General features: G+C 41.0%; 21 protein-coding genes. 14 read left to right on the top strand and 7 right to left on the bottom strand.

All coding sequences use genetic code 11. The features are described from left to right. Nucleotides 1-321: 321 nt before the first annotated feature. The 5 genes from QOL76_RS03410 to QOL76_RS03390 form a co-directional block, all read right to left on the bottom strand. Nucleotides 322-831 (bottom strand): VOC family protein, encoded by a 510-nt coding sequence (locus QOL76_RS03410; RefSeq protein ID WP_283411622.1) that lies wholly within the window; start codon nucleotides 829-831, stop codon nucleotides 322-324. Between the two features lie 87 nt (nucleotides 832-918). Then, the gene (locus QOL76_RS03405) at nucleotides 919-1,386 is read right to left on the bottom strand and encodes a carboxypeptidase regulatory-like domain-containing protein (protein ID WP_283411621.1); all 468 of its coding nucleotides are present in this window, start codon (nucleotides 1,384-1,386) and stop codon (nucleotides 919-921) included. 45 nt (nucleotides 1,387-1,431) lie between these two features. After that, on the bottom strand, nucleotides 1,432-2,832 hold the full coding sequence (locus QOL76_RS03400; protein WP_283411620.1) for an MBL fold metallo-hydrolase RNA specificity domain-containing protein: 1,401 nt from the start codon (nucleotides 2,830-2,832) through the stop codon (nucleotides 1,432-1,434). A 62-nt stretch (nucleotides 2,833-2,894) separates the two neighbouring features. Then, on the bottom strand, nucleotides 2,895-4,883 hold the full coding sequence (locus QOL76_RS03395; protein WP_283411619.1) for a PspC domain-containing protein: 1,989 nt from the start codon (nucleotides 4,881-4,883) through the stop codon (nucleotides 2,895-2,897). A 94-nt stretch (nucleotides 4,884-4,977) separates the two neighbouring features. Further along, the gene (locus tag QOL76_RS03390) at nucleotides 4,978-5,307 is read right to left on the bottom strand and encodes a PadR family transcriptional regulator (RefSeq protein WP_283411618.1); all 330 of its coding nucleotides are present in this window, start codon (nucleotides 5,305-5,307) and stop codon (nucleotides 4,978-4,980) included. A gap of 960 nt (nucleotides 5,308-6,267) precedes the next feature. On the opposite strand from QOL76_RS03390, the gene QOL76_RS03385 reads away from it, so the two are divergent. The 3 genes from QOL76_RS03385 to QOL76_RS21230 all read left to right on the top strand — a co-directional run bounded on the left by QOL76_RS03385 (nucleotide 6,268) and on the right by QOL76_RS21230 (nucleotide 12,880). After that, the gene (locus tag QOL76_RS03385) at nucleotides 6,268-7,401 is read left to right on the top strand and encodes a putative type IX sorting system protein PorV2 (protein ID WP_465251386.1); all 1,134 of its coding nucleotides are present in this window, start codon (nucleotides 6,268-6,270) and stop codon (nucleotides 7,399-7,401) included. Continuing rightward, nucleotides 7,398-12,416, top strand: coding sequence for a putative type IX secretion system sortase PorU2 (porU2, locus tag QOL76_RS03380; protein ID WP_283411616.1), 5,019 nt, complete (start codon nucleotides 7,398-7,400; stop codon nucleotides 12,414-12,416). Before QOL76_RS03385 ends, porU2 begins: the two co-directional genes overlap by 4 nt. Nucleotides 12,417-12,739: 323 nt before the next feature. Continuing rightward, nucleotides 12,740-12,880, top strand: coding sequence for a type IIL restriction-modification enzyme MmeI (locus QOL76_RS21230; protein ID WP_346771395.1), 141 nt, complete (start codon nucleotides 12,740-12,742; stop codon nucleotides 12,878-12,880). Between the two features lie 129 nt (nucleotides 12,881-13,009). On the opposite strand, the gene QOL76_RS03375 is transcribed toward QOL76_RS21230, so the two are convergent. After that, entirely contained in the window at nucleotides 13,010-13,876 is an 867-nt protein-coding gene (locus tag QOL76_RS03375) for an alpha/beta hydrolase (RefSeq protein ID WP_283411615.1), read from the bottom strand. 331 nt (nucleotides 13,877-14,207) lie between these two features. Between QOL76_RS03375 and QOL76_RS03370 the strand changes: the two genes are divergently transcribed. The 6 genes from QOL76_RS03370 (at nucleotide 14,208) to QOL76_RS03345 (ending at nucleotide 19,729) form a co-directional block, all read left to right on the top strand. Then, a complete protein-coding gene (locus QOL76_RS03370; protein WP_283411614.1) occupies nucleotides 14,208-15,707 on the top strand; it encodes an alkaline phosphatase D family protein in 1,500 nt (499 codons plus the stop codon). Between the two features lie 582 nt (nucleotides 15,708-16,289). Next, complete coding sequence (locus tag QOL76_RS03365) at nucleotides 16,290-16,865, top strand: DUF7010 family protein (protein WP_283411613.1); 576 nt, start codon at nucleotides 16,290-16,292, stop codon at nucleotides 16,863-16,865. A gap of 676 nt (nucleotides 16,866-17,541) precedes the next feature. Then, entirely contained in the window at nucleotides 17,542-17,832 is a 291-nt protein-coding gene (locus QOL76_RS03360; RefSeq protein WP_377919097.1) for a TIGR03643 family protein, read from the top strand. Continuing rightward, entirely contained in the window at nucleotides 17,832-18,932 is a 1,101-nt protein-coding gene (locus tag QOL76_RS03355) for an FAD-binding domain-containing protein (protein ID WP_283411612.1), read from the top strand. Before QOL76_RS03360 ends, QOL76_RS03355 begins: the two co-directional genes overlap by 1 nt. Nucleotides 18,933-18,960: 28 nt before the next feature. Further along, nucleotides 18,961-19,599, top strand: coding sequence for a flavin reductase family protein (locus QOL76_RS03350; RefSeq protein ID WP_283411611.1), 639 nt, complete (start codon nucleotides 18,961-18,963; stop codon nucleotides 19,597-19,599). Next, nucleotides 19,586-19,729 (top strand): DUF2256 domain-containing protein, encoded by a 144-nt coding sequence (locus QOL76_RS03345; protein WP_283411610.1) that lies wholly within the window; start codon nucleotides 19,586-19,588, stop codon nucleotides 19,727-19,729. The genes QOL76_RS03350 and QOL76_RS03345 overlap by 14 nt, the downstream gene beginning before the upstream one ends. Nucleotides 19,730-19,796: 67 nt before the next feature. On the opposite strand, the gene QOL76_RS03340 is transcribed toward QOL76_RS03345, so the two are convergent. After that, nucleotides 19,797-20,492, bottom strand: coding sequence for a VTT domain-containing protein (locus tag QOL76_RS03340; protein ID WP_283411609.1), 696 nt, complete (start codon nucleotides 20,490-20,492; stop codon nucleotides 19,797-19,799). A gap of 129 nt (nucleotides 20,493-20,621) precedes the next feature. Between QOL76_RS03340 and QOL76_RS03335 the strand changes: the two genes are divergently transcribed. The 5 genes from QOL76_RS03335 to QOL76_RS03315 all read left to right on the top strand — a co-directional run bounded on the left by QOL76_RS03335 (nucleotide 20,622) and on the right by QOL76_RS03315 (nucleotide 24,460). After that, nucleotides 20,622-21,767 (top strand): cystathionine gamma-synthase, encoded by a 1,146-nt coding sequence (locus tag QOL76_RS03335; protein WP_283411608.1) that lies wholly within the window; start codon nucleotides 20,622-20,624, stop codon nucleotides 21,765-21,767. A gap of 535 nt (nucleotides 21,768-22,302) precedes the next feature. Further along, complete coding sequence (locus QOL76_RS03330) at nucleotides 22,303-22,689, top strand: DoxX family protein (RefSeq protein WP_283411607.1); 387 nt, start codon at nucleotides 22,303-22,305, stop codon at nucleotides 22,687-22,689. A gap of 90 nt (nucleotides 22,690-22,779) precedes the next feature. Continuing rightward, complete coding sequence (locus QOL76_RS03325; RefSeq protein ID WP_283411606.1) at nucleotides 22,780-22,908, top strand: DUF4287 domain-containing protein; 129 nt, start codon at nucleotides 22,780-22,782, stop codon at nucleotides 22,906-22,908. Between the two features lie 86 nt (nucleotides 22,909-22,994). Then, nucleotides 22,995-23,843, top strand: coding sequence for a bifunctional helix-turn-helix domain-containing protein/methylated-DNA--[protein]-cysteine S-methyltransferase (locus QOL76_RS03320; protein WP_283411605.1), 849 nt, complete (start codon nucleotides 22,995-22,997; stop codon nucleotides 23,841-23,843). A gap of 8 nt (nucleotides 23,844-23,851) precedes the next feature. Further along, entirely contained in the window at nucleotides 23,852-24,460 is a 609-nt protein-coding gene (locus QOL76_RS03315; protein ID WP_283411604.1) for an alpha-ketoglutarate-dependent dioxygenase AlkB family protein, read from the top strand. Nucleotides 24,461-24,763 lie beyond the last annotated feature (303 nt).

Here is a 24,763-nt window from a genome sequence, read left to right as displayed (position 1 = left end):
AAGTTAATTATTTTTATTTAACGAATTGACTGAAGATAGGTGTAATCTTAATCTCCTTAAAATTAGTGTTTTACGTGGGGTTTTCTGATCACGTTTTTTGTGACTTTATATTGTATCGAAAGTAAGGATTAAAAAAACTAAGCCTTTACAAAATGAGTAAGGAAATTACAATTTACTTTAAACCTATGGCTGGCTTCCTGCTACTTACAAAATAATTGAATCATCTTATTGAGAAATTGCGAAACTGACGACTAATAAAACAGCCCCAACTTGACTAAATGCCATGTTGGGGCTGATAATAGACTTTTATAAGACAAGTTCTTATTTCTGATACGCTCCAGATGAGTAGGTCAATTCGTAGCTATGCGTATATATCTCGAATACTATTCCAAATGGATCTTCTACGTAGACCATTTTAAAAGGCTTTTCCTCAGGATAATACTCACGAATAGGCATTCTTTGCTTGCCTCCATGCGCTACGATTTTATTGGTAAGCGCTTCAATCTCCGGATCCTGGATACAAAAATGAAATAGTCCTGTATTAAAAGGATTGAAAGCAGGAGCCTTTTTCACACCATGGGGAAAGGAAAATAACTCTATACCTACTCCATCAGAAGTGGACATATGAGCGATTTCAAATTCCTCCCAATCATCTCCGAATACATCTATACACATTTGACCAATAGCTGTTTCTTTTTCTTTCTTTACTTTGGAAGGAGCCATGATCACATACCAGCCCATGACGTCACGATAAAAATCTACGCCCTTTTGAATATCCGGAACGGTGATTCCTATATGAGAAAATGATTTAGGATAAGTCGTTTTTTCCATAATTGCTTAATGATAAATAATGGGTGGAGAACTATGCATCTTGACAAAGAGTTCAGAAAATGCTCCAATGCCTAAAAGCTTGAGCTATTAGTACGCTGCTTTATAATTCACCACAATATCCAACAATGTCCATTCATTTTCTTTCACGGTCACTGGCTGGATATTTCCATCTCCATCAAATATGCTTGCGAAAAGCCCGCCTTCTTCAACTGTAAGTATGGAATATCGTCCTGGGCTCAAGTTGATGGAATATTTACCGTTTTCATCAGTTTCGAATTCGGTAATGGGTTTGGCAGCCACCGACTGGAACAAGCTATTTTCCAAGGTCACATCAGAGATTTTAATTAATGGATAAACCCGTACTGTTCTTTTTACAGGGTTTCCTGTATTGGTATCCTTCGCTTTCTTTTCTTCCTCCAACACCATAGGCATTTGATTGCCTTCAAGCCAAGTTACCTGACCTACCACACCCTGACCTTCGGGTTGATAGGGTGCACATTGGAAAAGGATAGATGTAAATGCAAATGCGATCAGAATTCTAAGTAGTTGGTTCATGAGTAGATGGAATTATAAATTCAAGCGGAGTAAATCTCCTGTTTTTTATATTTCCTCAAACAGCATAAATGATTCCAAATAATTTGGGATGATGGTATTCCAGCCTAGTTCATCTTTAAGTTTATGCGCTAGCACACCTGCGCTACGCTCTTCACCATGAACGATAAATGCAAGTTTTGGCTTTTCACCGAACCCCTCAGCCCATTCCATCAACTCATTTTGATCGGCATGTGCAGAAAGTCCTTCCACGCTATAGATTTTAGCTTTTACAGGAACTTCTTGTCCATATATTCTTACCTCTGGCTCTCCATCCACCAAACGCCTTCCGCGAGTTCCTTCTGCCTGATATCCTACGAAGACCACGCCGTTTCTTTCATTTGGCAAGTGATGAAATAAATGATGAAGGACACGGCCTCCTGTAGCCATGCCGCTTGCGGAGATAATGATAGCCTTTCCTTTCAGGTCATTGAGCGTGCGTGACTGCTCTTGTTTTCTGAAATAATGCAACTGAGAATGCTGGAATGGATGCTGAGCTTGATCGTCTAAAACTGCTATAAGCTGGTGGTCTTGGTGGAAATCTTTATAAAGGGTAGATACATTGATGGCCATGGGTGAATCCAGATATATAGGCACATTTGGGATTTTTCCTTTTTTCACCAACTGATACAAATAATACATAACCAACTGGGTACGGCCTACCGCAAATGCTGGGATAATCACCAAACCATCTCGATCAAACACATCATTGATAGCGCTAGCGAGCTCTTCCTCAGGTTTTACGGGAGTAGAAACACGGTCCCCATAAGTGGATTCTATCCATACTATATCTGCTTCAGGAATCAGGGTAGGAGGGTAGAGTATAGGATCATGATATCTTCCTAGATCTCCTGAGAAAACCAATTTTTTTGTTTGGGAATCGCCTTTGATCACAACCTTGACTATAGCTGCTCCCAAAATGTGCCCTGCGTGATAGTAAGTCACTTCCACTGAAGGATGAATAGAGAAAGGTTTTTTGAAGTTCTGCGGGACCAACAAGGGAAATACAGCTTCTGCATCTTCTACTGTATAAAGGGGCTCTGGATTCTCATGACTGGAATAACCCTTCTTTTTGGCATATTCTGCTTCTTCTTCCTGTAGCTTACCAGAGTCAAGGAGTAGGATTTTGGCTAGCTCAGCAGTCGCGGCAGTGCAATAAATTGGTCCTCTAAAACCATCTTTCACCAGTTTTGGTAGGCAACCGATATGATCCATGTGTGCATGAGTAAGCACAATCGCTTCCATATCAGTAGGTGGCATTGGGAATTTGTCCCAATTTCTCCGCCGCAGTTCCCTTCTTCCCTGAAAAAGCCCACAATCGACAAGAAATTCAAAATCTCCAAGATCCAATAAATAGCGGGAACCAGTGACTGTACCTGCTGCACCTAAAAATTTTACGCTTACATCCATATTCTTTTGGGTTTAACCCAAAAGATACAAAAAAAGAGGCACCCATTTGGGTGCCTTTAATATTAGTCAATTACAACTGAGGTATCTACGGGAGCTTGGGACTGATTAAATTTTGCCCGACTTATACTGTCGAGTTGTGCTCTGTCGTACTCTCCAGTATCGGGTTCTTCTACCTCAAAGTTTACATCTTCAGTTTCCTCCTCCAGCTCAACATCCTCTTTGCAAGTCAAGCATACTAATCCCTGCTCATTAAATGTCCAGATTGCATTTTGGGAAAGATCGTTTGAACTGTAGCCATTTCTATAAATAGTGTTTCTTAGGATTTCAAGAAGCGAGCGTTCCATGATAAATGGTTTATCATAAGGTATCTCCAGAAAGAGATTCAGTTTTTGATCTCTGAACTTATCCAAGTTGGAAACATCGTAACCTTCATCGAAGGTGATCATAGAATCCAATACTTCATATCGGTAAGTGATCATTTTGGCATTATTCATTGCCTCTGCTTTAGTTTTGCCTCTGGCAAAGAAATCCTCGCGAAGTGTGACTGTGCTATCAGAAGTCCCTTCGATTTTCAGGTTTACGTTATTGAACGTCGACTCTTCACCGATTGGGTTTAGTCGCAGAATCATGATTCCTTCAGTGACAGGCACTGTGTTTTCGATTTTATGCCAGTTCTCTTCTTTGAATTGTGCTACGATCAATGGGATTTGGAAAGCACAGATTCCTACACAAAGCAACCATAAGCCAAGTGCTACAAAGCCAAATCTGGAGCCAATTAGATTCTTTTGCATCAAAACGCTAAGCCCTAGCAGAATGATGATAATACCTGGGATGATTAAGAGGAACGATGCTCCTACCACTAACCAGATTGGGATCAAATTGGAGAATAGCTCCACTGGGAAATTATCCATTAGTACTCGGTAGTCGTCATTGGTAAATATGCCCAAGTAAACAGCCAAACTAAATATAGGTGCGATGGTCAATCCTAATCCAATAAAGAATACAAATAAACCGAAGATCACCCGGATCACATTCAGGAAGAATCTTCCTAATGGTCCCAAAGCTGATCCAATAGCTTCGATGACCTGTCCTATTATTCTAAATGGAGTAAGAAGGATTTGCCTAGTTTTTGATTCTGGGGCTTTTGGGATAGGGTTTATGTTTTCCTTCAAGGTCGAATCAATATTATCCAGCGTGATTTCCCCACCTTTCATACGTATACGCTCAGTGATCGAACTCGCCACTGGTGTGATAATCCATAGAATAAGATAAATCAAGAATCCAGATCCACCCGCCAAAATCAAAAAGGCCAATGCCAATCTTGTATAGACCACTTCCACACCGAAGTATGCTGCCAATCCACTTGCCACACCACCGATTACCTTATCGTCAGGGTTCCGATATAGTTTTTTGATATTCTTATCCTCTTCAATTTCATAGGAAACAGGAAGGATAATCCATAATACGATGTAGGCTACTGCTGCGAAAATCCCAAAACTTAGGTTTAACCTGAAGTCATCAAATGGCCAAATATCCAAGAAACCGAAGTTGAACCGTAGATTCCCAGAGAAAAGCAAAAGGATGGCAATCAGTCTGGTCCAAAGTGGATCTATGGTAAAATAATGAGCCACTCCGGCACAAACACCACCGAGGATTTTACGGTTTTCCAGGCGCATTAATTTTTTATACCCTTTTCTCTCAGATTCCGGAGGAGTGACATACTTATAGAAATCCTGGTCTTTGGCAGTATTTTCCTCTTCTTGATCAACTTCCGCTTTTTCCTCATCTACAGAGGCAAAATCTGCTATAGTCCCCATCTTCTCGATGAGTTTGTCTACGTTTTCCGCAGAAATTACCTGCTTATTGTTTTTCAGATTGCTTAGAAAGATCTCGGCAATTCGATTTTCAATATCGGAGATGATCTCGTGATTGTCTTTATAGGAAGAAAAGTGCTGATTGATCGCATCCAGGTATTTTCGGAGCGTATCATAGCCGTCTTCCTCGATGTGGAAAAGAATCCCACTGATGTTTATACTTATAGTCTTTTTCATCTGTTTGTCATTAAATTTTTACGGTCAGATGGAATCTCGCCTGTTAGAGAGTTGCTCCACTTTGAGATAGTTGATGTAGGGCTAGATTTCATGATCAATTCTTTGAGGTGATAAGAAGGGTGGAATTGACTAGTGAATCCCAGGTGTTGGAGAGAGTGCTCAGAAAGGATTTTCCTTCTTCCGTGATGGAGTAGTATTTCCTCGGCGGACCGGATTCAGACTCTACCCAGCGATATTCGACCAATGAGGCAGACTTTAGACGGTTGAGCAGTGGGTACAGCGTGCCCTCCACTACGATCATTTGAGCTTGGGTTAGCTCTTCGATCAAATCTGAAGTATAAACCTCGCCTCGAGAGATGATATGCAACACGCAAAACTCCAAGAGCCCTTTGCGCATTTGAATCTGTGTGTTGGCGACATTCATTTGTAAGGTGATTATGTGTCAATGTTTCGGAAAATACCTATTCCCGTCCCTTCTTGGTAAAGAAAAATTATACCAATCTTTTCCAAGCTACCTTGTATAACCTATTTCCTTGTGATAAACAGGTAGTAGGTATAGTGATATAGTCAAAAAACCACTCTTATTTCACTCAGATCGATGTTTTAGGTTTTTTGAACTTGGAGGAAAAAAAGTTTTCAAAAAAAATATTGGCTTTCCAACTTTAATGAAATGTTAAATTTCTGAACATATTTATGTACGGGGGCGGACAGGTGGTCTGGACCTTTGTAGTACCAAATTGATTACCGATCCTGCCTTTGACACTCTTCGCTATTTTCATATGCTGCATTCACCTAGAATTGCATTCCGGGCTTTTACAGGTGTTGCCTTGGGCAAACTGTTTATTCAATTTATTATTAGTGAAGTTGCACTTAAGTGCACGTATGTGCTTTTAATTTAGGCTAGAGGTTCAAATTTGCCAATACTCCCTTTCCAAAAGTGTTAAGGGGGGGGGCTTGAACTAGACAAAATTCTGGTACGTGCATCCCTGCAGATACACATATTATTATTTGTGCCAGCGGCACATCCAGTATTAGCCCTGAATACAGCGAAGCGAAATTCAGGGTAATGAGGAGCATTGAGGAGACTATGAGTGCCAACGGTACGATCCGTATTAATGCTTATTTCTGTTTTCCGTCAATCAAAGCCAAATCCAGTTTCCATGTTTTAGGTGTATTTCCGCAATTGTATCAGTAAATGGTTGAAATCGACTTAATTATAGGGTGAAAACTCGCGTTAAGATGGTTTAGCTCACGGGTCTTCCTTCAGAGCAAGAAAAGAAAGTAAGTAAGGTTTCTGGCATTATAGAAGATAATTATAGCGGCATTATTTCATTATTTTTCGCACCGGTTACCATTGGACTGATTATTTGGTTTATTTTGAAAGGTGAATTTTAGCAGAGCAACTACAGTTTTTTATTCCTTTCTCTTAATACTCTTAATGGGGAGGAATACGCATGTTTTTTCTCAAGATTTAGCTCCCAAATATTCCAATGAATTTCTCAGCATAGGAGTAGGAGCCAGAGCTCTAGGGATGGGTGGAGCGCAGGTTTCGGCTGTGCGCGATGTGACGGCGGCTTATTGGAATCCTGCGGCCCTGATGGGAGTCCAGCATAAATATGAGTTCAGCCTAATGCACTCGGAATACTTTGCCGGAGTAGCACAATACGATTATCTAAGTTTCACTACGCCTATCAAAGACCGAAGCCAAGTTGCTGTTTCTATCATTCGCTTTGGAGTGGACGATATTCCCGATACCCGATTTCTCTATGATGCGAATGGCGCTTTGAATTACAATAATATCCAGTTTTTCAATGCGGCAGATTATGCCATGCTTCTCAGCTATGCACGGGATCTATCAGACAAATTCAAAGTGGGCATGAACGCCAAAATCATCCATAGAAATGTAGGTAAATTCGCTCAAGCATGGGGTTTTGGATTAGATGTGGGCGGAATCTATGTGAAAGACAAGTTGACGCTGGGCTTGATGGTTCGTGATATCACTACCACTTTCAATGCTTGGTCTCATGATGCCGAGTTAGTTAGGGAGATATACTCACAAACAGATAACGAGATTCCTGTCAATTCTGTGGAATTGACCTTGCCACGAGCGATTTCCTCCGTGGCTTACACATTTCAAATCGGAAAGCAGTTTAATTTACTAACGACTTTGGACTTGGATATGACTTTTGATGGGGAAAGAAACACCGTGATTAGCACGCCTTTGCTAAGTATAGACCCACGGTTTGGACTGGAAGCAGGTTTTCAGAATATTGCTTTCCTACGCGCAGGTGTTGGGAATTTCCAGTATATCAAGGATTTTCAGGGAAAAGAAAGCTTGAATATGCAGCCGAGTATGGGTATAGGGGTTTTTATAAGTGAGCGATTTCAGATTGATTACGCCCTTTCAGATATTGGAAATGTTTCAGAAACACCTTATTCCCATGTGTTTAGTGTAAAAGTGAGTTTGGAGAAATTGGATCCTGATTTCAGAAAATTTAAAAGCTGGACAGACAAATGATAAAAAACATCAGCATCGTTTTTCTGGCATTTCTCATGCTTTCCAACCTAGCTCTAGCCCAGGAGCCTGTTTGGTATAATTATGACCAAACCTACTATAAAATCCTAACCGGTTCAGATGGAATTCATCGGATTTCTGCCACCTCACTAAGCAACTCAGGGATAAACCTAACTGGCTTGGACCCTAGAACTATCCGCCTTTATCATAGAGGAAAGGAAGTGGCAATTCACATAGAAGGAGAAAATGATGGACGTTTTGATTCGGGCGATTACATAGATTTCTTTGGACAACGAAATGACGGAACGGTAGATAAATTGCTTTACACGGACTTTGAAAAGATCCCAAATCCCTATTTCAACACCAATTCTGACACCACTGCTTTTTTTCTGACAGTTAGTTCAGGGCAAAATGGAAAGCGGATGAATCTCCGATCTGCCCCAGAAGCATCATTGCCAGTAGCGACAAGTTATGCATCAGAGAAATTATTGGCTCTTGGAGAGCAATATTCGCTGGGTGTGGGTTATGCATTTGACTTTAGATTATCCAAATTTGATCAGGGGCAAGGGTGGATGTCAGCCGTCATCACGAAAGGAAATACCCGACAGCTAACCTTGAATCAACTCGGAGTAATGGGGACAGGCACGGCCAAGCTCGAAATCGGATTGGTAGGTAGGTCGTATAATCCTCACACCACAAGAATTTTGGCTGGACCTACTGCAGCAAATCAGCGGCTTATTGGCACTATTTCGAGCCTTCAATACGAGTATCCTCAGGTCACCTTAGACCTAGCTATGAGTGACTTCAATTCGGACGGAAGTATAGTCATTGGGGTGAATTCGGCGGGAGCAGAATCTGTGGATAATATTTCTGTGGCTTATGCCAAAATCACTTATAGAAATAATGTCAGTTCCGGTGATTTTACCTCAAAATTGTTCATCTCCCCATCTGGAAATCAGAGAATCCAGCTCACGGGAATTTCTGGAAATTATTCAGCTATAGATATTGCAGATCCTATTAATCCACAAAAAGTACAACTAAGTAAAACTGGGCAGATCTTGGCTTTCAGGTCTTCTATCCCAAGTGATTCTAGCAAAGTTTGGATTCAAAACGAGCAGAATATCATCCCGATTGCTACGCTAGAGCCAGTTAAGTTTAGGAATTACCTTGCACAAGCCGCTAATTATATTTTGGTTGGACATTCAGCTTTGGAGCAGCCGAGTAGCCAATTTGACAATCCCTTAAAATCCTATGCTGAACACAGAGCTTCGCCGGCAGGAGGAGGGTTTGATACGCTCACAGTGAAAGTTGAGGATTTGTATAATCAGTTTTCCTATGGAGAATATACCCCCGCTGCGATCTATGAGTTTTTGAGGGCGTATTTTCCCGTTCACAAACCCACGCACATGCTTCTTGCAGGTAGAGCTTTGGCAATTTATTCCACTGCCAGGGCTGGTGGTGTTACTTATTTCTACCGAAACAATCCCGCAGCTTTTAGCTTTCGTGACCTAGTTCCTGCTGGTGGGTTTCCTTTTTCGGACAATGTTTACACCCTTGGACTTGACCCTGACAAACCTCTGGCTCCGGCCCTGGCAGTAGGAAGGATTCCGGCTAGAAATTCACAACACCTGGCAGATTACCTGAGCAAGGCAATAGAAAAAGATGCGGTTGGCATTGCTGAACCTTGGCAAAAAGAGTTGATTCACCTCACTGGCGGAGTATCCGAGTTTGAGTTGGAGCGGTATTTCAATTTCATGAATGGTTTCAAAACCATTGCCGAAGGACCTTATCTTGGAGGAAATGTCACCACCTACCGCAAGCGTTCAAATTCCACCATTGAAGTGATTGACATTACAGGAGATCTGAATGAAGGCCGATCCATGCTGACGTTTTTTGGACATGGTTCACCTACAGTCATTGATATTGAAATTGGTTTTGCCTCTGATCCCACACTGAATTATCAGAATAAGGGGAAATATCCAGTCATGCTTTTCAATGGTTGCGACTACGGAAGTGCCTATGGGAATAGCTATACCCAAGGGGAAGATTGGGTGATTACACCGGATAAGGGAGCTGTTTCAGTTTTGGCTAACTCCTCCATAGGTGTGGATGTGTATCTGCGCCGCTATTCGGATATGTTTTACAGAAAGGCTTTTGCCGATAGTACCTTGATTTATCGCACACTTGGTGAGGTAAAGCGGGAAGCTGAGGAGGAATATATTGATAACTATGGCACAAGTCCGCTGTCTTACTCCCACATGGAGCAGATGATTAATTATGGTGATCCGGGCGTAAGGATTTTTCCTGCAGACAAAGCTGACTATGCGGTCAAGGCCGAAGAGGTTTCTGTAGATAGCTTCGATGAAGTGCCTATTTCTGTACTTTCGGATAGTTTGAAATTGAGTTTCGTCCTGAGAAATATCGGCCGTGTAGATACTGATTCCATAGAGTATAAAGTGAGTAGAAGATTGCCTGATGGAACTACCGAAAGCTTTGATCCGGTAAAAATCCCCTATATCCCAAGAATTGATTCTATCAATTTTACTATTCCAAATATCGGCCGAAATTCAGCTGGAGAAAACACATTTAGCATTGAGGTAAATTCGAAAAGGGAAGTGGAGGAAATGACCTTTGCCAATAATTCTGTCAGCTTCACCAAGTTTATTCCACTAAGCGGGACACTCAATCTTTATCCCATAGAATATGGAATCGTGAGTGGAACTGAGACGAAGCTAATTGCTCAGGCACCTGGAAAAATCATTGAAGACCGCACCATCATCATCCAATTGGATACTGCTGTTGCATTTAATTCCGCCTATCGCAAGGAAGTTCGAGTCACTACACGAGGATTGGCAGAAATGCCTTTGGCTCTGACTGCTTTTTCGGATAGCACCACCTATTATTGGAGATCAAAATTTCAGGAAACAAAACCAGGCGAAACCGATGCTTGGACGAATTCCAGTTTCTCTTTCATTCCATCTGGCCCAGAAGGCTGGACTCAGCGCACAACTTACCAGCTTGCTGAGGATCAGTTGACAAATCTGGAAATCAAAGAATCCGATAGAAGCTGGAAATACCTAGATCAGCAAGCTAATATTGAGGTCTTTACGGTTGGGGCTGCGGTGGATACACTTTCTTTCCGCAACACTCAATTCTACTTAAATCAGATCCCGCAGATCATTGATAATGTGAATAATGCCAACAGCCGCTTGTGTCCTAATGGCTCCTTGGGTTTGGTGGCTTTTGAGCAAAAAAGCCTGATGCCCTACCTGGCGATTCCTGTTCCCGGATTTGATATACTGGATTCCAGAGCTTGTGGTCGCGTGCCGCAAATGATCCAGAGTATTCAGAATTCCTGGATTACAACGCCGGGGCAGACTATGCTGGAGCAGTATGTGAACAATGTGAAACTTGGTGATTATGTGGTGATTTTCTCTGTGGGCAATGTCACCTTTGAAGCTTGGCCAGATATTGCGTTTGAAAAGCTGAAAGAATTTGGAGCAAGCGAGGCTACGCTGCGAGCTTTGAAAACAGGTGAACCTTATATTCTTTACGGAAGAAAAGGCATGCGTCCGGGTGAGGCGATTGAGATAGTAGGGAATAAAAACATGGAAGTTCCGGCTTCTCAGCAAACACTCTCCTTCGATACTGAGCTTTCAGGCTACCTGACTTCGGGGATGATTTTGACACCAAGAGTTGGCCCTGCATCATCTTGGGAGCGTTTCTTCCAAAATGTGAATGCTCGAAACTGGATCAATGAGGAGGAGAAAACCTACTTTGATATCATCGGAGTGAAGGAAAATGGGGAGGAGGATCTCTTGATAGGAAATACTTACGATCAGGAAATGGATCTGTCTTTTATCAGTACGGATGTTTATCCATATCTGAAACTTCGCTATAGTATGAATGATCCTGCTTCCACCGCCCCAGCTCAGTTGGATAAGTGGCAGGTGAATTATACTGGAGTTCCTGAGGGAGTTTTAATCCTGAAATCTGCCAAAGAGCAAGTGAATCTGCGGGAGGGAGAAACTGGGCTTCTGGAACTGCAATTCAAGAATATTTCCAAGTACAATTTCTTGGATTCTATTCAGGTGAATTGGAATATGACCCATCTGACGAGCAAGAAAGTGGAGGAATTCTCGAAGAAATTCCCTGCGCTGAAAGCCGGAGAGTCATTTGACTTTACGATAGAGTTTAATTCCATCGGGAAATCAGGTGAGAATGAACTAGAGATTTTTGCCAATCCTAGAATACAGCGGGAGCAGACTTTCCGCAATAATCAGGTAGATCTTGGTTCCTACTTCATCGTGGAGGGAGATAATTCTACGGCACTGCTGGATGTAAACTTTGACGGAATCTACATCATGGACGGGGATATCGTCTCGCCAAATGTACTGATCACCGCCCTTCTTAAAAATGATCAAACCTTATTGTATAAGAAAGACACAGTTGGGCTGGATCTATATCTGAAGCAAAACTGTGAGGCCTGTGACTTCAAGCGGGTAAGTTTCTCCAATCCAAACTTGACTTGGACACCAGCTTCAGAAGATGAGGACTTCAAAGTTTCACTGATTCCAGGACCATTGGAAGATGGGATTTATACCCTAAGAGTGGTTAATGAGGATTCCAGTGAACCTTATGAAGTTACTTTTGAGGTGATCAACGAATCCCAGATCACGAACTTTTATCCTTATCCGAATCCATTCAGTACGAGTGTTCGCTTTGTCTTTACGGTCACAGGTATGGAAGTGCCCGATGAAATTAAGATTCAGATCATGACTGTAACCGGAAAAGTTGTCCGGGAGATTTTGCAGAACGAATTAGGTCCTATCCGCATCGGAAATAACCTGACCGAATACGCTTGGGACGGCAAGGATGAGTTTGGCGACCAACTTGCCAATGGTGTCTATATCTACCGCGTTCTAGTTCGCAAAAACGGGCAATTCATGGAGCATAGACCTACTGCCGGAGATAAGGCATTTAAGAAGGGATATGGGAAGATGTATTTGTTGAGGTAAATCATTTGAAAATGATTGTCCAGCTGCTCATCTGCAGTAATCCCCCTCTGAGCGTACTCTAGGCGTTGCCGTCGCTAGGTGTAGATTCCAGCCCTGCATGCTGGCCTCTCGCTAAAATGCTTTAACAAAGCATTTTTTACGCTCGATCCTACCTTCCTATCTTTATCAATTTGAAATTGACCTTCTTATCTTACTTGGGTGAATAACGCTGGCAACCACCCTCTCCTCACCACAACCTTCAACCTATAAACCAATAGCACTAAGCTGGAAAGAAATAAAAAATAGCTTTTTAAATTTTTCTAAGAAATGGGCTGATACATCCAATGAGGGAGCGGATGTGTCAGCCATTTTTAGTAGACTTTTTTAACGTGTTTGGTATAAGCCGCAATCGGGTTTCAACTTTCGAACATCGCGTAAAAAAGTTGGATCCCAGAGACGGCTACATTGATCTGCTTTGGAAATAGACGATTTTAATAGAAATGAAAAGTCGAGGTAAAAACCTTGATCGAACCTATCGGCAAGCTATTGACTATACCCACGGATTCAAACACACGAATTACTCCTACAAGGACAGTTCTAGATCTACATAATGCCTATTTCTGACGAAAGGTATCTGATACAAATGATAACACTTCGGGAAGGGATGTTCTCCAATAGGTCCAATTATGAGCGCCATCCCTTATTCTGAACTCATGGGGGATTTCTTTTTTCTTCATTGCGATATGTACTAGGCTATTTCCTTCATAAAGGAAGTCATCGTCCCCACAATCAAAATACCATTTCACAGATTTCATCGCTTCCAACTCATTCAATTCGATTTGCCTTAGTGCCGAATGCTTGTCATAATAGCCTTGTAAGGCCTCCCTATTTTTTACCTCAGTTTTACTGTTTTGAAGTCCTTGATTGAATTCTTCAAAAGTGGAATTCCTCAAGGCTGCACTTAAGGGGCAAGCGGAAGAAAATAAGTCCGGGCGGTGCATGGCGTAGAAAAATGTGCCACCGCCTCCCATGGACAATCCAGCTATTGCCCTATACCTTTTCTCAGATTTGATTCGGTACTTTTTTTCTACCTCAGGCATCAGTTCCTCAAAAAAGAAATCTTCATATCGCCATTCATTGTTGACATCATTGAAGTATCCGCGCTTTCCGGTATTGGCATCCGGCATGACAATGATCATAGCCGTGGATTTTCCTTCCAAGATGGCTTTGTCAGCGATGTGTTGGACTTCTCCAAACTGTACCCAACCTGTCTGATCATCTCCGGCTCCGTGAAGGAGATACAAGACAGGGTAAGAGCGCTGCGAGGTCTCATAACCTGGGGGGAGATAGATCGCATATTTCCGCTCCATATTGAGAATTTTACTCTGCATTGTCATTTGATCAAAAACCTTACTGTCTTGTGCAAAAGCAAGTACTGAAAACAGTAAACATAAGGCTAAAGCAAGTGTGTATCTTTTCATATAGGTTAGGGAGTTTGGGGTTTAGTAGTAGTTTGATTTTAAGACAAAATATCTATCAATTCTTTAATCTACCATAAAGATGGATTTATAAAAATCCTTACTTTTTTTGCGGTCGTGCGGATTTTCCGATGGTCAATTCCCCATAGAGTGTGGTCTATATGCTGGGAACCCAACTGAACGTTGTCAAGGGTTTTGGCTAGATGTAATTTTCCCACTCTGCTTCTATACAATCGAATTTGCATTAAGCCATCTTTTGCCTAGAACTCAACTTTTTTACCACCCGCTAAAGCCGTAATTTAACTTTTCCAATACTTCCAATACCCCACTCTCAATGAGATTTAAAAAAATATCCAGCCTCTTTGCCTTTATCGTCACTCTTTTTAGTACTGCTACTTTTGCGCAAAGAACTGATTCCATACCGGTAAAACATGACGTTTCTTTACCACAAGCACACAAGGGAACGTTGGAAATTGACAGTTTGCTTCTCGATAGTTATGTGAGATTACCTGAGAATATTAGAAAGTTTTATCTGGAAGCTAGGTCGGTATTCGAGGATAATGCAGTTGATTTTACAGACGAAAGAATTGTAGCAGCTGCTGCGAATAATGATATTCCGCTGATTGCTGGACCGATGTTGGGAGATATCAAAGAGAATGGAGTAAGTATTTGGCTTAGACCAGCAAGTAAAAATCTGATTGAAATTGAAATAGCAGATTTAGCTGGTAAAGAAACAAAGATTTATTTTTTTAATCCAAGCGTGGCCGGACAAGCTGAGCGAATCGTCTTAGGAAATTTGTCAGCAGCAACGAAGTATTCCTATTTAATGAAAATACAAGGTGCAGAGGTGGCGAAAGGTACTTTCCAAACCGCCTCAAAAATCGAAGAAACAAGCGAGCTACGACTAGCCTTTGCTTCAGATTTTCATAAGATAGGCTTGCATAACCCCAATTTGATGGAAGCCATTTTAGCTCGAGATCCTATGGCTATGCTGTTACTGGGTGATTTGGCTGTGGATGATAGAGATACTAATCTCAGCATGCATAGATCTGATTATTTGCTAAGAGATGTCTCGCAGGCTTGGAAAAAGTTAGCCGCAAATGTTCCTGTATATGCTACTTGGGATGATCATGATTACCTCAATAATGACCTAAGTGGATTGCCTAAAGGTGTTAGCAAAGAAGACAGGGAGGCGCTTCGGGCTATTTGGGCCGAGAACTGGAATAATCCTAAGAATGAATCGGCAGGTATTTATTTCAATACGCGTATAGCAGATGTGGAGGTCATCATGCTGGATACTCGATCCTTCCGGGAAAATGAGCGAAGAGGAGCTTATAATTCTTATTTGGGGGAGGAACAGTTGAGTTGGCTGAAGGATGTACTGATCACTTCCCCTGCAACTTTCAAAGTGATTTCCAGCGGAACAATGTGGAGCGATTTTATCTCGGATGGCAAAGATTCTTGGGGGACTTGGGATACGCTGGGTCGGGAAGAGCTTTACAAGTTAATTGAGACTGAAAATATTCCTGGAGTACTCTTACTGAGTGGAGATCGGCATGGTGCACGTGGTTTTACGATCCCTAGAAATTCAGGATTTGCGTTTTACGAGTTTGGACCTGCATCTCTAGGAGGAGTTCCCGGACCGGAAGCAATTGCCAAGGATTCCTCTACGCAACTTTTTGGATATCTTGGACAAGGTTTAAAAGCATTTGGTGAGCTTACTTTTTCCATGAATGAAGAAGAACCTCAGGTTACGTTTAGGCTGATTGATGAATATGGGAATGTCATGGAGGAGCATAGTTTGCTTTATAGAAAATTGATTCCAAATCAATAATCCCTTTCTGCACTGGAAGTATATAAGCTAAGAAATTACGTGGCTATAATAATTGGATACGTTAAGCTTTTACCTTCTATAAATACCCTGTGTTATCAGTCTTCAGAGAATTATCATATTTCAAAAATAAATAGCTAGAACGCAGATGCTTTCAATCCTTTGGATTGGTATAGAGAAAGGAGAAAAGCATCTTGGATTATTTCAATGATCCTCAGGAGATTAGCTGGATTTGCAATTGCTCCATTGGAGTCTGAATCTAATCTATCATAGTATTCGCCTCAGCAGGTTTTATCCCAATTCGATTTGGAAGCACCTATCAAAAGCCTGTATACTAAAACCAAGTGGTTGCCCAAAAACAGGTAAAGTGCTCGTATAGATCCCAGTACCTTCTTCTTAGTACTGCTGCTTCATTTATAAAGTAGCTGGGTGATTGAATAAGTTTTAGAAGGGGAGAAGTTTGGGCTATAGGAGAGCGCTAGTTTTGCGGTATTGTTGATCGGGTCTTTGATAGATCTTTTGAAATGATATCTTTGAATCTTTTACCCCGAGATAATTGGATGATAAAATTAGTCTGAAAGCCAAATGAAAAATAACTCTACCGACAATACATTAAGTAATTCTAATTCAGTAGCTCAAGCACAGAGAGACATGCGTATTGGATATGGAAATGGGGCGGTGGGCATGCTGGTATCAGGCTTTGTTTGGTTCATATCATCAATGGTATCTCTTCAGTTTTCTGATCATCATGCTATTTGGACACTTTTGATAGGTGGAATGTTCATTTTTCCTCTAAGTGTGGCACTGGCAAAAATCATTAAAATAAGAGGAGCACATAGTAAGGGAAATCCTTTGGGGAACTTGGCTATGGAAGGGACAGTGTTTATGCTGATGTGTTTACCTATTGCTTTTTTATTGTCATTTCAGCATACCGAGTGGTTTTTTCAAGGTATGTTATTAATCATAGGCGGAAGGTATTTGACCTTTGCCTCTTTATATGGTAATAAAATTTTCTGGATTCTTGGAGCTGCTTTGGGTGTAGCAGCGTATTTACTTTTTGCCCTTAATATCCAATCATTCGGTTCAGCTCTTACTGGATCCCTCATTGAGATAGTTATTGGTATTTTCGTTTTAGTAAGGTTTAAAAGAAAAGAGGAATGATTAAAGAAGAGAGGTATATCTGAAAATAAACTGAATTTCCATGTGTGGAGATTTTGAGAAAGAGATGTCTCGAGCTATTAGACGATGTGCTTGAAGTCAAGTTTTAATTTTAAATAAGCCAGATCATGCGTGGTGGATTGAATGATTCAACAGTGACAGGTATCAATTTTTTAATTGTTGGCTATTTCATTTGCCTTTGGTTGGTGAATTTCTTGGAATTAAACTCTGCGATTATCGTATTTTTTGTAGAACTACTCACCATTCCGTTTCTGCTTGCCCAACTAGTTTTTTTAGTTCTGGGGGTCAAATTTGTCTTCCAAAACAAAAAACGTCCTTTGACGATTTTTAGCCTTTTCATTCTTGCTATATGCTCCATTTGTACATTGGCAAGTTTCTTTTGCTAGAATAAATATTTTGTATGATTATCTGCAAAGATGCCAGTGACTTTGGATTCTTTGCTTATCGTCGGACTGGCGGGACAGGCTGAAACCGCCTCAATTCCTAAGTTTAACCTATCCTTTTTTTGCTTTTGACTCCATACTGGAACAAAATCGGATAGCATAATATTTTTTAATAGGGGGAAGTTCTAACCAAAAAAGTCTGGATTCATCAAAACATTTCTACCCGCTCTAAGCTTTAAATGTAGGAAGGAATAAAGTCTCATTTTTTTATAAAAATGAGATTCACAACTAGAATACTACGAATGACTGAGCGAGAAACAGATCGAGTTATAGAAATGGCTTGGGAGGATAGAACGCCTTTCGAAGCTATAGAAACACAATTTGGTATCCGTGAAGCTGAGGTGATCAAGCTGATGCGGAGAGAACTCAAAGAAAGTTCTTTTAAGATGTGGCGAAAGCGTGTGAATAGTGGAGTGAGTCAGAAGCATCTGAAAAAGAGAAATCCTGATATCGAGCGATTCAAATGCTCCAGACAACGAAGTATTTCCTTAAATAAAATTAGCTAGTGAATCATTTTCCAACAGATTTGCCTTCCATAGAACGTAGGATTCGCGCTATTGACCCAGTTAGCTATAGCTCTACTCGAAATTATAAAGACGGGGCAGTAACAAGGCTGAGCCCTTACATCTCACGCGGTGTGATTTCCACCAAGCAAGTTTTTGAGTACATCAAAACCCTGGATTTGAAGTGGTACCAAGTTGAAAAACTCGTTCAAGAATTAGCATGGCGGGATTACTGGCAGCAGGTATGGATTGCAAAAGGTGAGGGGATTAATCAAGATCTCAAGCAAGAGCAAGCTCCCATTTCCAATCATCAAATCCCATCCGCCATTCTCAATGCAGAGACAGGAATCAATACAGTTGACCAAGCGATCAAGGAGCTTTACCGAACTGGCTATATGCACAACCACATGCGAATGTACGTGGCATCTATCTGCTGCAATATTGCCAATTCGCATTGGCTAGAGCCTGCAAAGTGGATGTATAGCCACTTATTGGATGGAGATTTGGCGAGCAATCAGTTGAGCTGGCAATGGGTGGCGGGAGCTTTTTCCAGTAAGAAATATTTTGCCAATCAATGGAATGTCAATACCTATTTTGATGACAATCAAAAAGGTACTTTTCTGGATGTAGCCTATGAGGAATTCAATCAGCTTGAAGTTCCAAATCAATTGCTTGACACCGTAGCTTTCAATTTGCACACGGAACTTCCGAATCATATTCAACCAAATTTTGAGAAAGATAAAAAGACGCTCATCTACAATTACTATAATCTTGATCCTTACTGGCATAAAGGAGAAGACGTGCAGCGGGTTTTTCTCCTAGAGCCTTCTTTTTTTCAAAAGAATCCGGTGAGTCAAAAATGTCTGGATTTTGCACTTGATCTAAGCGAAAACATTGAAGGAATTCAACTTTTTGTAGGGGAGTTTTCTGATTTGATGGAATTGCTTAATCCAGATCAAATTGTTTACAAAGAACATCCCGCCAGTAGACATTATCAAGGCATAGAAGAAGCCAGAGACTGGCTGAGCAGTGTGACGGGGTATTTTCCTTCCTTTTTTTCGTTTTGGAGAAAATGTAAAAAAGAAATTGAACTCGAGTCATAAAAGGGCAAGTTGAATCAATACCGATCGTATGAAATTACATAAAGAAGATATAGAGCGCTTGGAGCGTGCTTATAGATTGAACTTAATCAACTCCATAAGCGGAATCAAACCAGCAAATCTGATTGGCACAAGGTCCTCTACCAATAAGGAAAATGTAGCTATTTTCTCCTCAGTGGTGCATTTGGGATCAAGTCCAGCTCAGTTAGCTTTCATCATGCGCCCGCAGACAGCTATTCCTCGGGATACCTATCCCAACATTATGGAAACGGGATTTTATACGATTAATCATGTCTCAGAAGCTTTTATAGAGAAAGCGCATTACACCTCAGCCAAGTTGCTAAAAGGATATTCTGAATTTGAAAGGATGAAGCTGAGACCAGAGTATATTGGAGACTTCCATGCGCCTTTTGTGAAGGAAAGTCCTGTTAAAATCGGGATGAAGTACGAGGAAAGTATCCCCTTACCTAATGGATGCATTTTTATCATAGGTTCGGTGCAGATGATCATCTGTCCAGATGATATCATTAATGACCTAGGGCAAATGAATTTAGAAAGTTATGCTGGTGTCGGAATTTCAGGTTTGAATACCTATTATGGCTTCAAGAAGCTGGACTCTTTTCCCTATGTACGGGAAAATGAAATTCCTGAATTCAATGAAAAAATCTGACCTGCCAACCAAGATTTGCCTGGTTTGCAAAAGACCTTTTACTTGGCGCAAAAAATGGGAAAAGAACTGGGATGAGGTAAGATACTGTAGCGAAAGATGCAGGAGGAATAAAGCAGAAAGACTCTTTTGAAATCATCAAGCAAATAGAAGAATCTAGAATTGGTGTCTACCCTTGATCATTGACTATGGCACCTTGTTCATTTTTTCTTTTTTCTCAGGTAATTGTAAATCCCCGCTACCCCGATTACTAATAGAGCAAGTCCAATTCCCCATTGCAAAGGACTATTCATGGATTCTTTGGCAGCTATATAGGAATTGGCGATGACTCCAGCGGCGAAAGCGATGACCGTTCTAGTGAGCATACCAGGAATACCATAAACCAATACTTTCCAAATCTTGATATTCATCGAGGCAAAGAGAAAATTGGAAACTGCAAAGGGTACAATCGGAGAGATTCTCACAAAAAAGACCAAGGATCCTTCCTTTTCTTTTCGTGATTCTACTTCTTTCCGGAATTTTGGGTTTTTCTTAAAAAGTAATTCTGTGAAGCCCATGTTGGTGATTTTTCCTAAAGCATACCCTAATACAGAAGCTAGCGAGTAACCCAAAATCAAGAAGGGTAAGGAAGCCCAACCGAAGTAGAATCCAGACGCCAGGGCGATGAGCGTAGTTGGCAGCAGAGCCAAACCCATTAACAGCGCTCCAATGACTGTATATGCGAAGAATTCAAATCCACTTTCAAGTTGGTATGCTTCAAGCAGATTATACTTTGTGGCAAAAATCACGCTTCCAATAAAAGGCATAGCGGTGACCCAGAGCCAGGCAAAAATACCGGCAGGATGACTGCCGAAGTACCTTCGGATAGTTTTGAATATCCTGCCCTTTTTTGTCATATTTGGTCTCTTATCTATTGGATTCACTGGGAAAGTCTGCAAGTTTAACACGCACTGCTTAAAATAACCCTGAAAATCGTAACTGATTTTCATTTTCCTACGAACCGAAACAACCTAAACCAATAACGAATGAAATTTGGAACAAAAGCCATTCATGCCGGAATAGAGCCAGATCCTGCGACAGGAGCTATCATGACTCCGATTTACCAGACTTCCACTTACGTGCAAAAATCTCCTGGTGATCACAAAGGTTATGAGTATTCCCGCACGCACAATCCTACCAGAACTGCTTTGCAAAATAATCTGGCAGCGCTGGAAAATGGAAAGCATGGAATTTGTTTTTCCTCTGGCCTAGGAGCTATCGATGCGGTAATCAAGTTATTTAACCCAGGTGATGAAATCATCAGCACTAATGATCTTTATGGTGGAACTTACAGGCTTTTTACTAAAGTCTATGAGCGTTATGGGATCAAATTTAAGTTTGTGCCTATGTCAGACCCGGCTTCAATAGCTGATCATATTACGGAAAAGACTAGGATGATCTGGGTAGAAACGCCCACCAATCCTATGATGAATATTATCGATATTGCTGCAGTAGCAAAGTTGGGAAAAGGCAATAAAATCATAGTCGCAGTAGATAACACCTTTGCTTCTCCATACTTGCAAACCCCTCTGGATCTTGGTGCTGACATCGTGATGCACTCAGTGACCAAATACCTTGGTGGACATTCGGATGTAGTAATGGGAGCTTTGGTGGTAAATGATGATGAATTGGCAGAAAAGCTGGTTTTCATTCAGAATGCTTCAGGCGCGACACCTGGGCCCCAGGATTGCTTTTTAGTAATCAGAGGAATCAAAACACTTCATCTAAGAATGGAGCGTCACTCTCAAAATGGCAAAACCATTGCGGCATACCTAAAAAATCATCCCAAAGTAGATAAAGTCTACTGGCCAGGTTTTGAGGATCACCCCAATCATGATATCGCCAAAAAGCAAATGCGCGATTATGGAGGAATGATTTCCTTCACATTGGTTGGAAATAAAGAATCTGATGCAAGAAAAGTAATGGAGAGCTTTCATTTATTTGCCTTGGCAGAATCACTCGGTGGAGTAGAATCGCTTTGTGGACACCCAGCTTCTATGACTCATGCGAGTATCCCGAAGGAAGAGAGGGAAAAAGTTGGATTAGTGGATTCATTGATTCGATTGAGCGTAGGCGTGGAAGATGCCGAAGATTTGAAGAATGATTTGGCCAATGCATTGGAGAAGATCTAATTAGAATTGATTTAATAAATATCAGCCGTTCGTGACCTTGTTACTAAGACAGGATTGCGAACGGTTTTTTTATGAATGATTATTATCTCCATGATGTAAATATATTGTGCTGTGAATTCTTCCTGTTTTATCACCGATCGTGCCGTTGGCACTCTTAGATTTTTCCATTTTGCATTTGAACCCCGAATTTCGCTGCGCTGTATTCGGGGCTGATACAGGTTGTGCCGTTGGCACAATGGTTAATCTCAGCTAACTAATAGCCGTATATTTTTTATTCTTTTTATTGAATTCCTGAACCTTGTCCATCGTAATATCTAAAAAAGAACCCTTGCCAACGGCAAGGCCTATAAAAGCCCAGAATGCAATTCTGGGTCATATGGAATTCGATTTTTTAAATTGAGTGCCAAAGGCACGATCAGTATTGAAAAGCCCCATCAATTTTCTCCTTCGCAAATCACCTCCTCTTTGTCATTAATCCACCGTGTCAAATTATGTCAACAATTTAATCTTTGACTATCATTTAAAACGTAAAAAGATGGATCCTACTAAAAGAGACAAAATCATTTTCTGGACAGCAACAAGCTTTATTTTCCTATTTGAAGGGCTAATGCCGGCTCTTACATCCCAAACTGAACTTGCGAAAGAAGGGATCCGTCACCTGGGATACCCCCTGTATTTCGGGAATGCATTAGTTGTTTTTAAAGTATGTGGCACTTTGATACTAATGATTCCAAAATTCCCAAAGCGTGTGAAAGAATGGGCATATGCTGGTTTCACCTTCGATTTTATTTTTGCCTGCATCAGCCATTGGGCTGTAGATGGTTTTGGATTTCAAACCATTTTTCCTCTAATCATCCTGGCTATTTTGGCAGTATCCTATAGCTATTTCCATAAGCTCAATTCAGCCCTCAAAACCTACTAAGGTGTCCTTTCTAGCCTATTTGGCCAATATTCAAGCAAAGACTGGTAAGAGCCGAGAAAATTTTAAAGGACTTGCTTCTGAAAAAGGGTTTTGTCTAGTGGAAAAACCACCTCAGGTACTAAGGCTACAGAAATTACTAACTGGCTAAAGCAGGACTTTGAAATTGGTCATGGACATGCGATGGCAATTTATGCGATGCTAAAGGGTAAAGCAGAATAAGTAGTACTCCAGTCTCAAACTCCGCAAGAATCGGGTTTTGCAATTTCCTTATTCAGGGTACTTTTGGATAACCTAGCATTCAGAATATGAACGAAAGTCAATCCGTCAATTTCCATCGTATCGCCGAAGCGATTGCTTATATACAGGCTAATTTCAAAAGCCAACCTTCTTTGGAGGAAATTGCAGAGCAAGTACATCTGAGTCCGTTTCACTTTCAGCGCATGTTTAGTGAATGGGCAGGAGTGAGCCCAAAGAAATTTATGCAGTTTCTAAGTGTGGAATATGCCAAGCAGCTTTTGAAAGGCAAAGAAGCTACACTTTTTGAAGCCGCTCAGGAAACTGGGCTTTCAAGCACTGGCAGACTTCATGATTTGTTTATTAAAATTGAGGGAATGACTCCAGGCGAATTCAAGAATGGGGGAGAAAACCTTCAGATCAATTACAGCTTTGCAGAAAGTCCTTTTGGAGAAATCATTGTGGCTTCCACTTCCAAAGGCATTTGCCACATGGCCTTTTTCTCAGATCAGGAAGAAGGAGAATCTACCTTGAAAGCCCGCTTTCCCAATGCGAATTATCATCAGTTGGTGGATAAAATTCAGCAAGAAGCTTTGTATATTTTTCAGCATGATTGGTACAAACTCAATCAAATCAAGTTGCATTTGAATGGTACTCCTTTTCAATTGAAGGTTTGGGATGCCCTTCTGAAGATCCCAATGGGAAATCTGACTACTTACGGTAGCATAGCTGAGAAAATAGAAAAACCAAAAGCTTCCCGCGCTATTGGAACTGCAATTGGGAGTAATCCTGTTGCTTTCCTGATCCCCTGCCATCGAGTAATTCAATCCAGCGGCAAAATCGGTGGCTATATGTGGGGGAATACCAGAAAGTCAGCAATTATAGGTTGGGAAGCTGCCCAGCTAAACCAAGAAGTATAAATTAGAGAATGGATTTATTCAATCAGGATTCATTAGAAAATACAAATCTGCTACCCAAAGACGGTGTAGTAAATTACTTTGGAAAGATTATGCCCTCAGCCAGTGCTTTGGACTATCTGGATTACTTATTGAATGAGATTCAATGGAAGAATGATGTAGCAGTGATTTTTGGAAAGCGAATAGAAACCAAGCGTAAAGTGGCTTGGTATGCCGAAAAGCCTTTTGAATACACTTATTCCAATAACACCAAGACGGCATTGCCATGGACCAAGGAATTGTTGGATTTAAAGGATTTAGTAGAAAAGAAAACTGGGGAAACCTTCAATTCCTGCTTGCTGAATTTATATCACAATGGGAGTGAGGGGATGGCTTGGCATAGTGATGGAGAAACGGACTTGAAAAAGGATGGTGCCATTGCTTCGGTAAGTTTTGGAGCCGAACGGAAGTTTGCTTTCAAGCATAAGGCAACCAAAGAGACTGTTTCTCAGATTTTAGAAAATGGGAGTTTGCTGCTGATGAAAGGAACTACTCAGTCGCATTGGCTTCATAGACTACCCCCAACAAAGCTGGTTTCTAAACCTAGAGTCAATTTGACCTTCCGGACGATCGTGAGGTGATACTAGAAGCAGGTTTATCAATCTTGGCAATACATCAATAAAATCAGCCAATTCCCTTTCTCCAAGTTTTAAAGTTTTTACAATCTAAGGGTCAAAAAAATTAGGATTTTAGAATTCCCAACAGGGATTTTTCAATTTGCACCCTGAATTTTTACCGAGTCTGTATTTTTATTTTTCTTAATCCAAGGATAACAGTACTTTGATAGAAGTATTAAACATTGTTTTAACCCTAAGAATATAAACCAAACACTTTAACCAGTAGATCAAATTGAAATCCAATATGAAAATATCCTACCAATCGTA

This window comes from Algoriphagus winogradskyi (genome assembly GCF_900182815.1).
GTDB classification, from domain to species: domain Bacteria; phylum Bacteroidota; class Bacteroidia; order Cytophagales; family Cyclobacteriaceae; genus Algoriphagus; species Algoriphagus winogradskyi.
This window is presented reverse-complemented; position numbering and strand designations above follow the sequence as displayed.

Bases quoted from the DNA above. Each gene is read 5' to 3' on its own strand.
- QOL76_RS03405 (WP_283411621.1), bottom strand. From the start codon at position 1,386: ATGAACCAACTACTTAGAATTCTGATCGCATTTGCATTTACATCTATC.
- QOL76_RS03375 (WP_283411615.1), bottom strand. From the start codon at position 13,876: ATGAAAAGATACACACTTGCTTTAGCCTTATGTTTACTGTTTTCAGTA.
- QOL76_RS03390 (WP_283411618.1), bottom strand. From the start codon at position 5,307: ATGAATGTCGCCAACACACAGATTCAAATGCGCAAAGGGCTCTTGGAG.
- QOL76_RS21230 (WP_346771395.1), top strand. From the start codon at position 12,740: ATGAGGGAGCGGATGTGTCAGCCATTTTTAGTAGACTTTTTTAACGTG.
- QOL76_RS03330 (WP_283411607.1), top strand. From the start codon at position 22,303: ATGGATCCTACTAAAAGAGACAAAATCATTTTCTGGACAGCAACAAGC.
- porU2 (WP_283411616.1), top strand. From the start codon at position 7,398: ATGATAAAAAACATCAGCATCGTTTTTCTGGCATTTCTCATGCTTTCC.
- QOL76_RS03370 (WP_283411614.1), top strand. From the start codon at position 14,208: ATGAGATTTAAAAAAATATCCAGCCTCTTTGCCTTTATCGTCACTCTT.
- QOL76_RS03340 (WP_283411609.1), bottom strand. From the start codon at position 20,492: ATGACAAAAAAGGGCAGGATATTCAAAACTATCCGAAGGTACTTCGGC.
- QOL76_RS03360 (WP_377919097.1), top strand. From the start codon at position 17,542: ATGAGATTCACAACTAGAATACTACGAATGACTGAGCGAGAAACAGAT.
- QOL76_RS03345 (WP_283411610.1), top strand. From the start codon at position 19,586: ATGAAAAAATCTGACCTGCCAACCAAGATTTGCCTGGTTTGCAAAAGA.
- QOL76_RS03350 (WP_283411611.1), top strand. From the start codon at position 18,961: ATGAAATTACATAAAGAAGATATAGAGCGCTTGGAGCGTGCTTATAGA.
- QOL76_RS03315 (WP_283411604.1), top strand. From the start codon at position 23,852: ATGGATTTATTCAATCAGGATTCATTAGAAAATACAAATCTGCTACCC.
- QOL76_RS03410 (WP_283411622.1), bottom strand. From the start codon at position 831: ATGGAAAAAACGACTTATCCTAAATCATTTTCTCATATAGGAATCACC.
- QOL76_RS03400 (WP_283411620.1), bottom strand. From the start codon at position 2,832: ATGGATGTAAGCGTAAAATTTTTAGGTGCAGCAGGTACAGTCACTGGT.
- QOL76_RS03365 (WP_283411613.1), top strand. From the start codon at position 16,290: ATGAAAAATAACTCTACCGACAATACATTAAGTAATTCTAATTCAGTA.
- QOL76_RS03320 (WP_283411605.1), top strand. From the start codon at position 22,995: ATGAACGAAAGTCAATCCGTCAATTTCCATCGTATCGCCGAAGCGATT.
- QOL76_RS03395 (WP_283411619.1), bottom strand. From the start codon at position 4,883: ATGAAAAAGACTATAAGTATAAACATCAGTGGGATTCTTTTCCACATC.
- QOL76_RS03335 (WP_283411608.1), top strand. From the start codon at position 20,622: ATGAAATTTGGAACAAAAGCCATTCATGCCGGAATAGAGCCAGATCCT.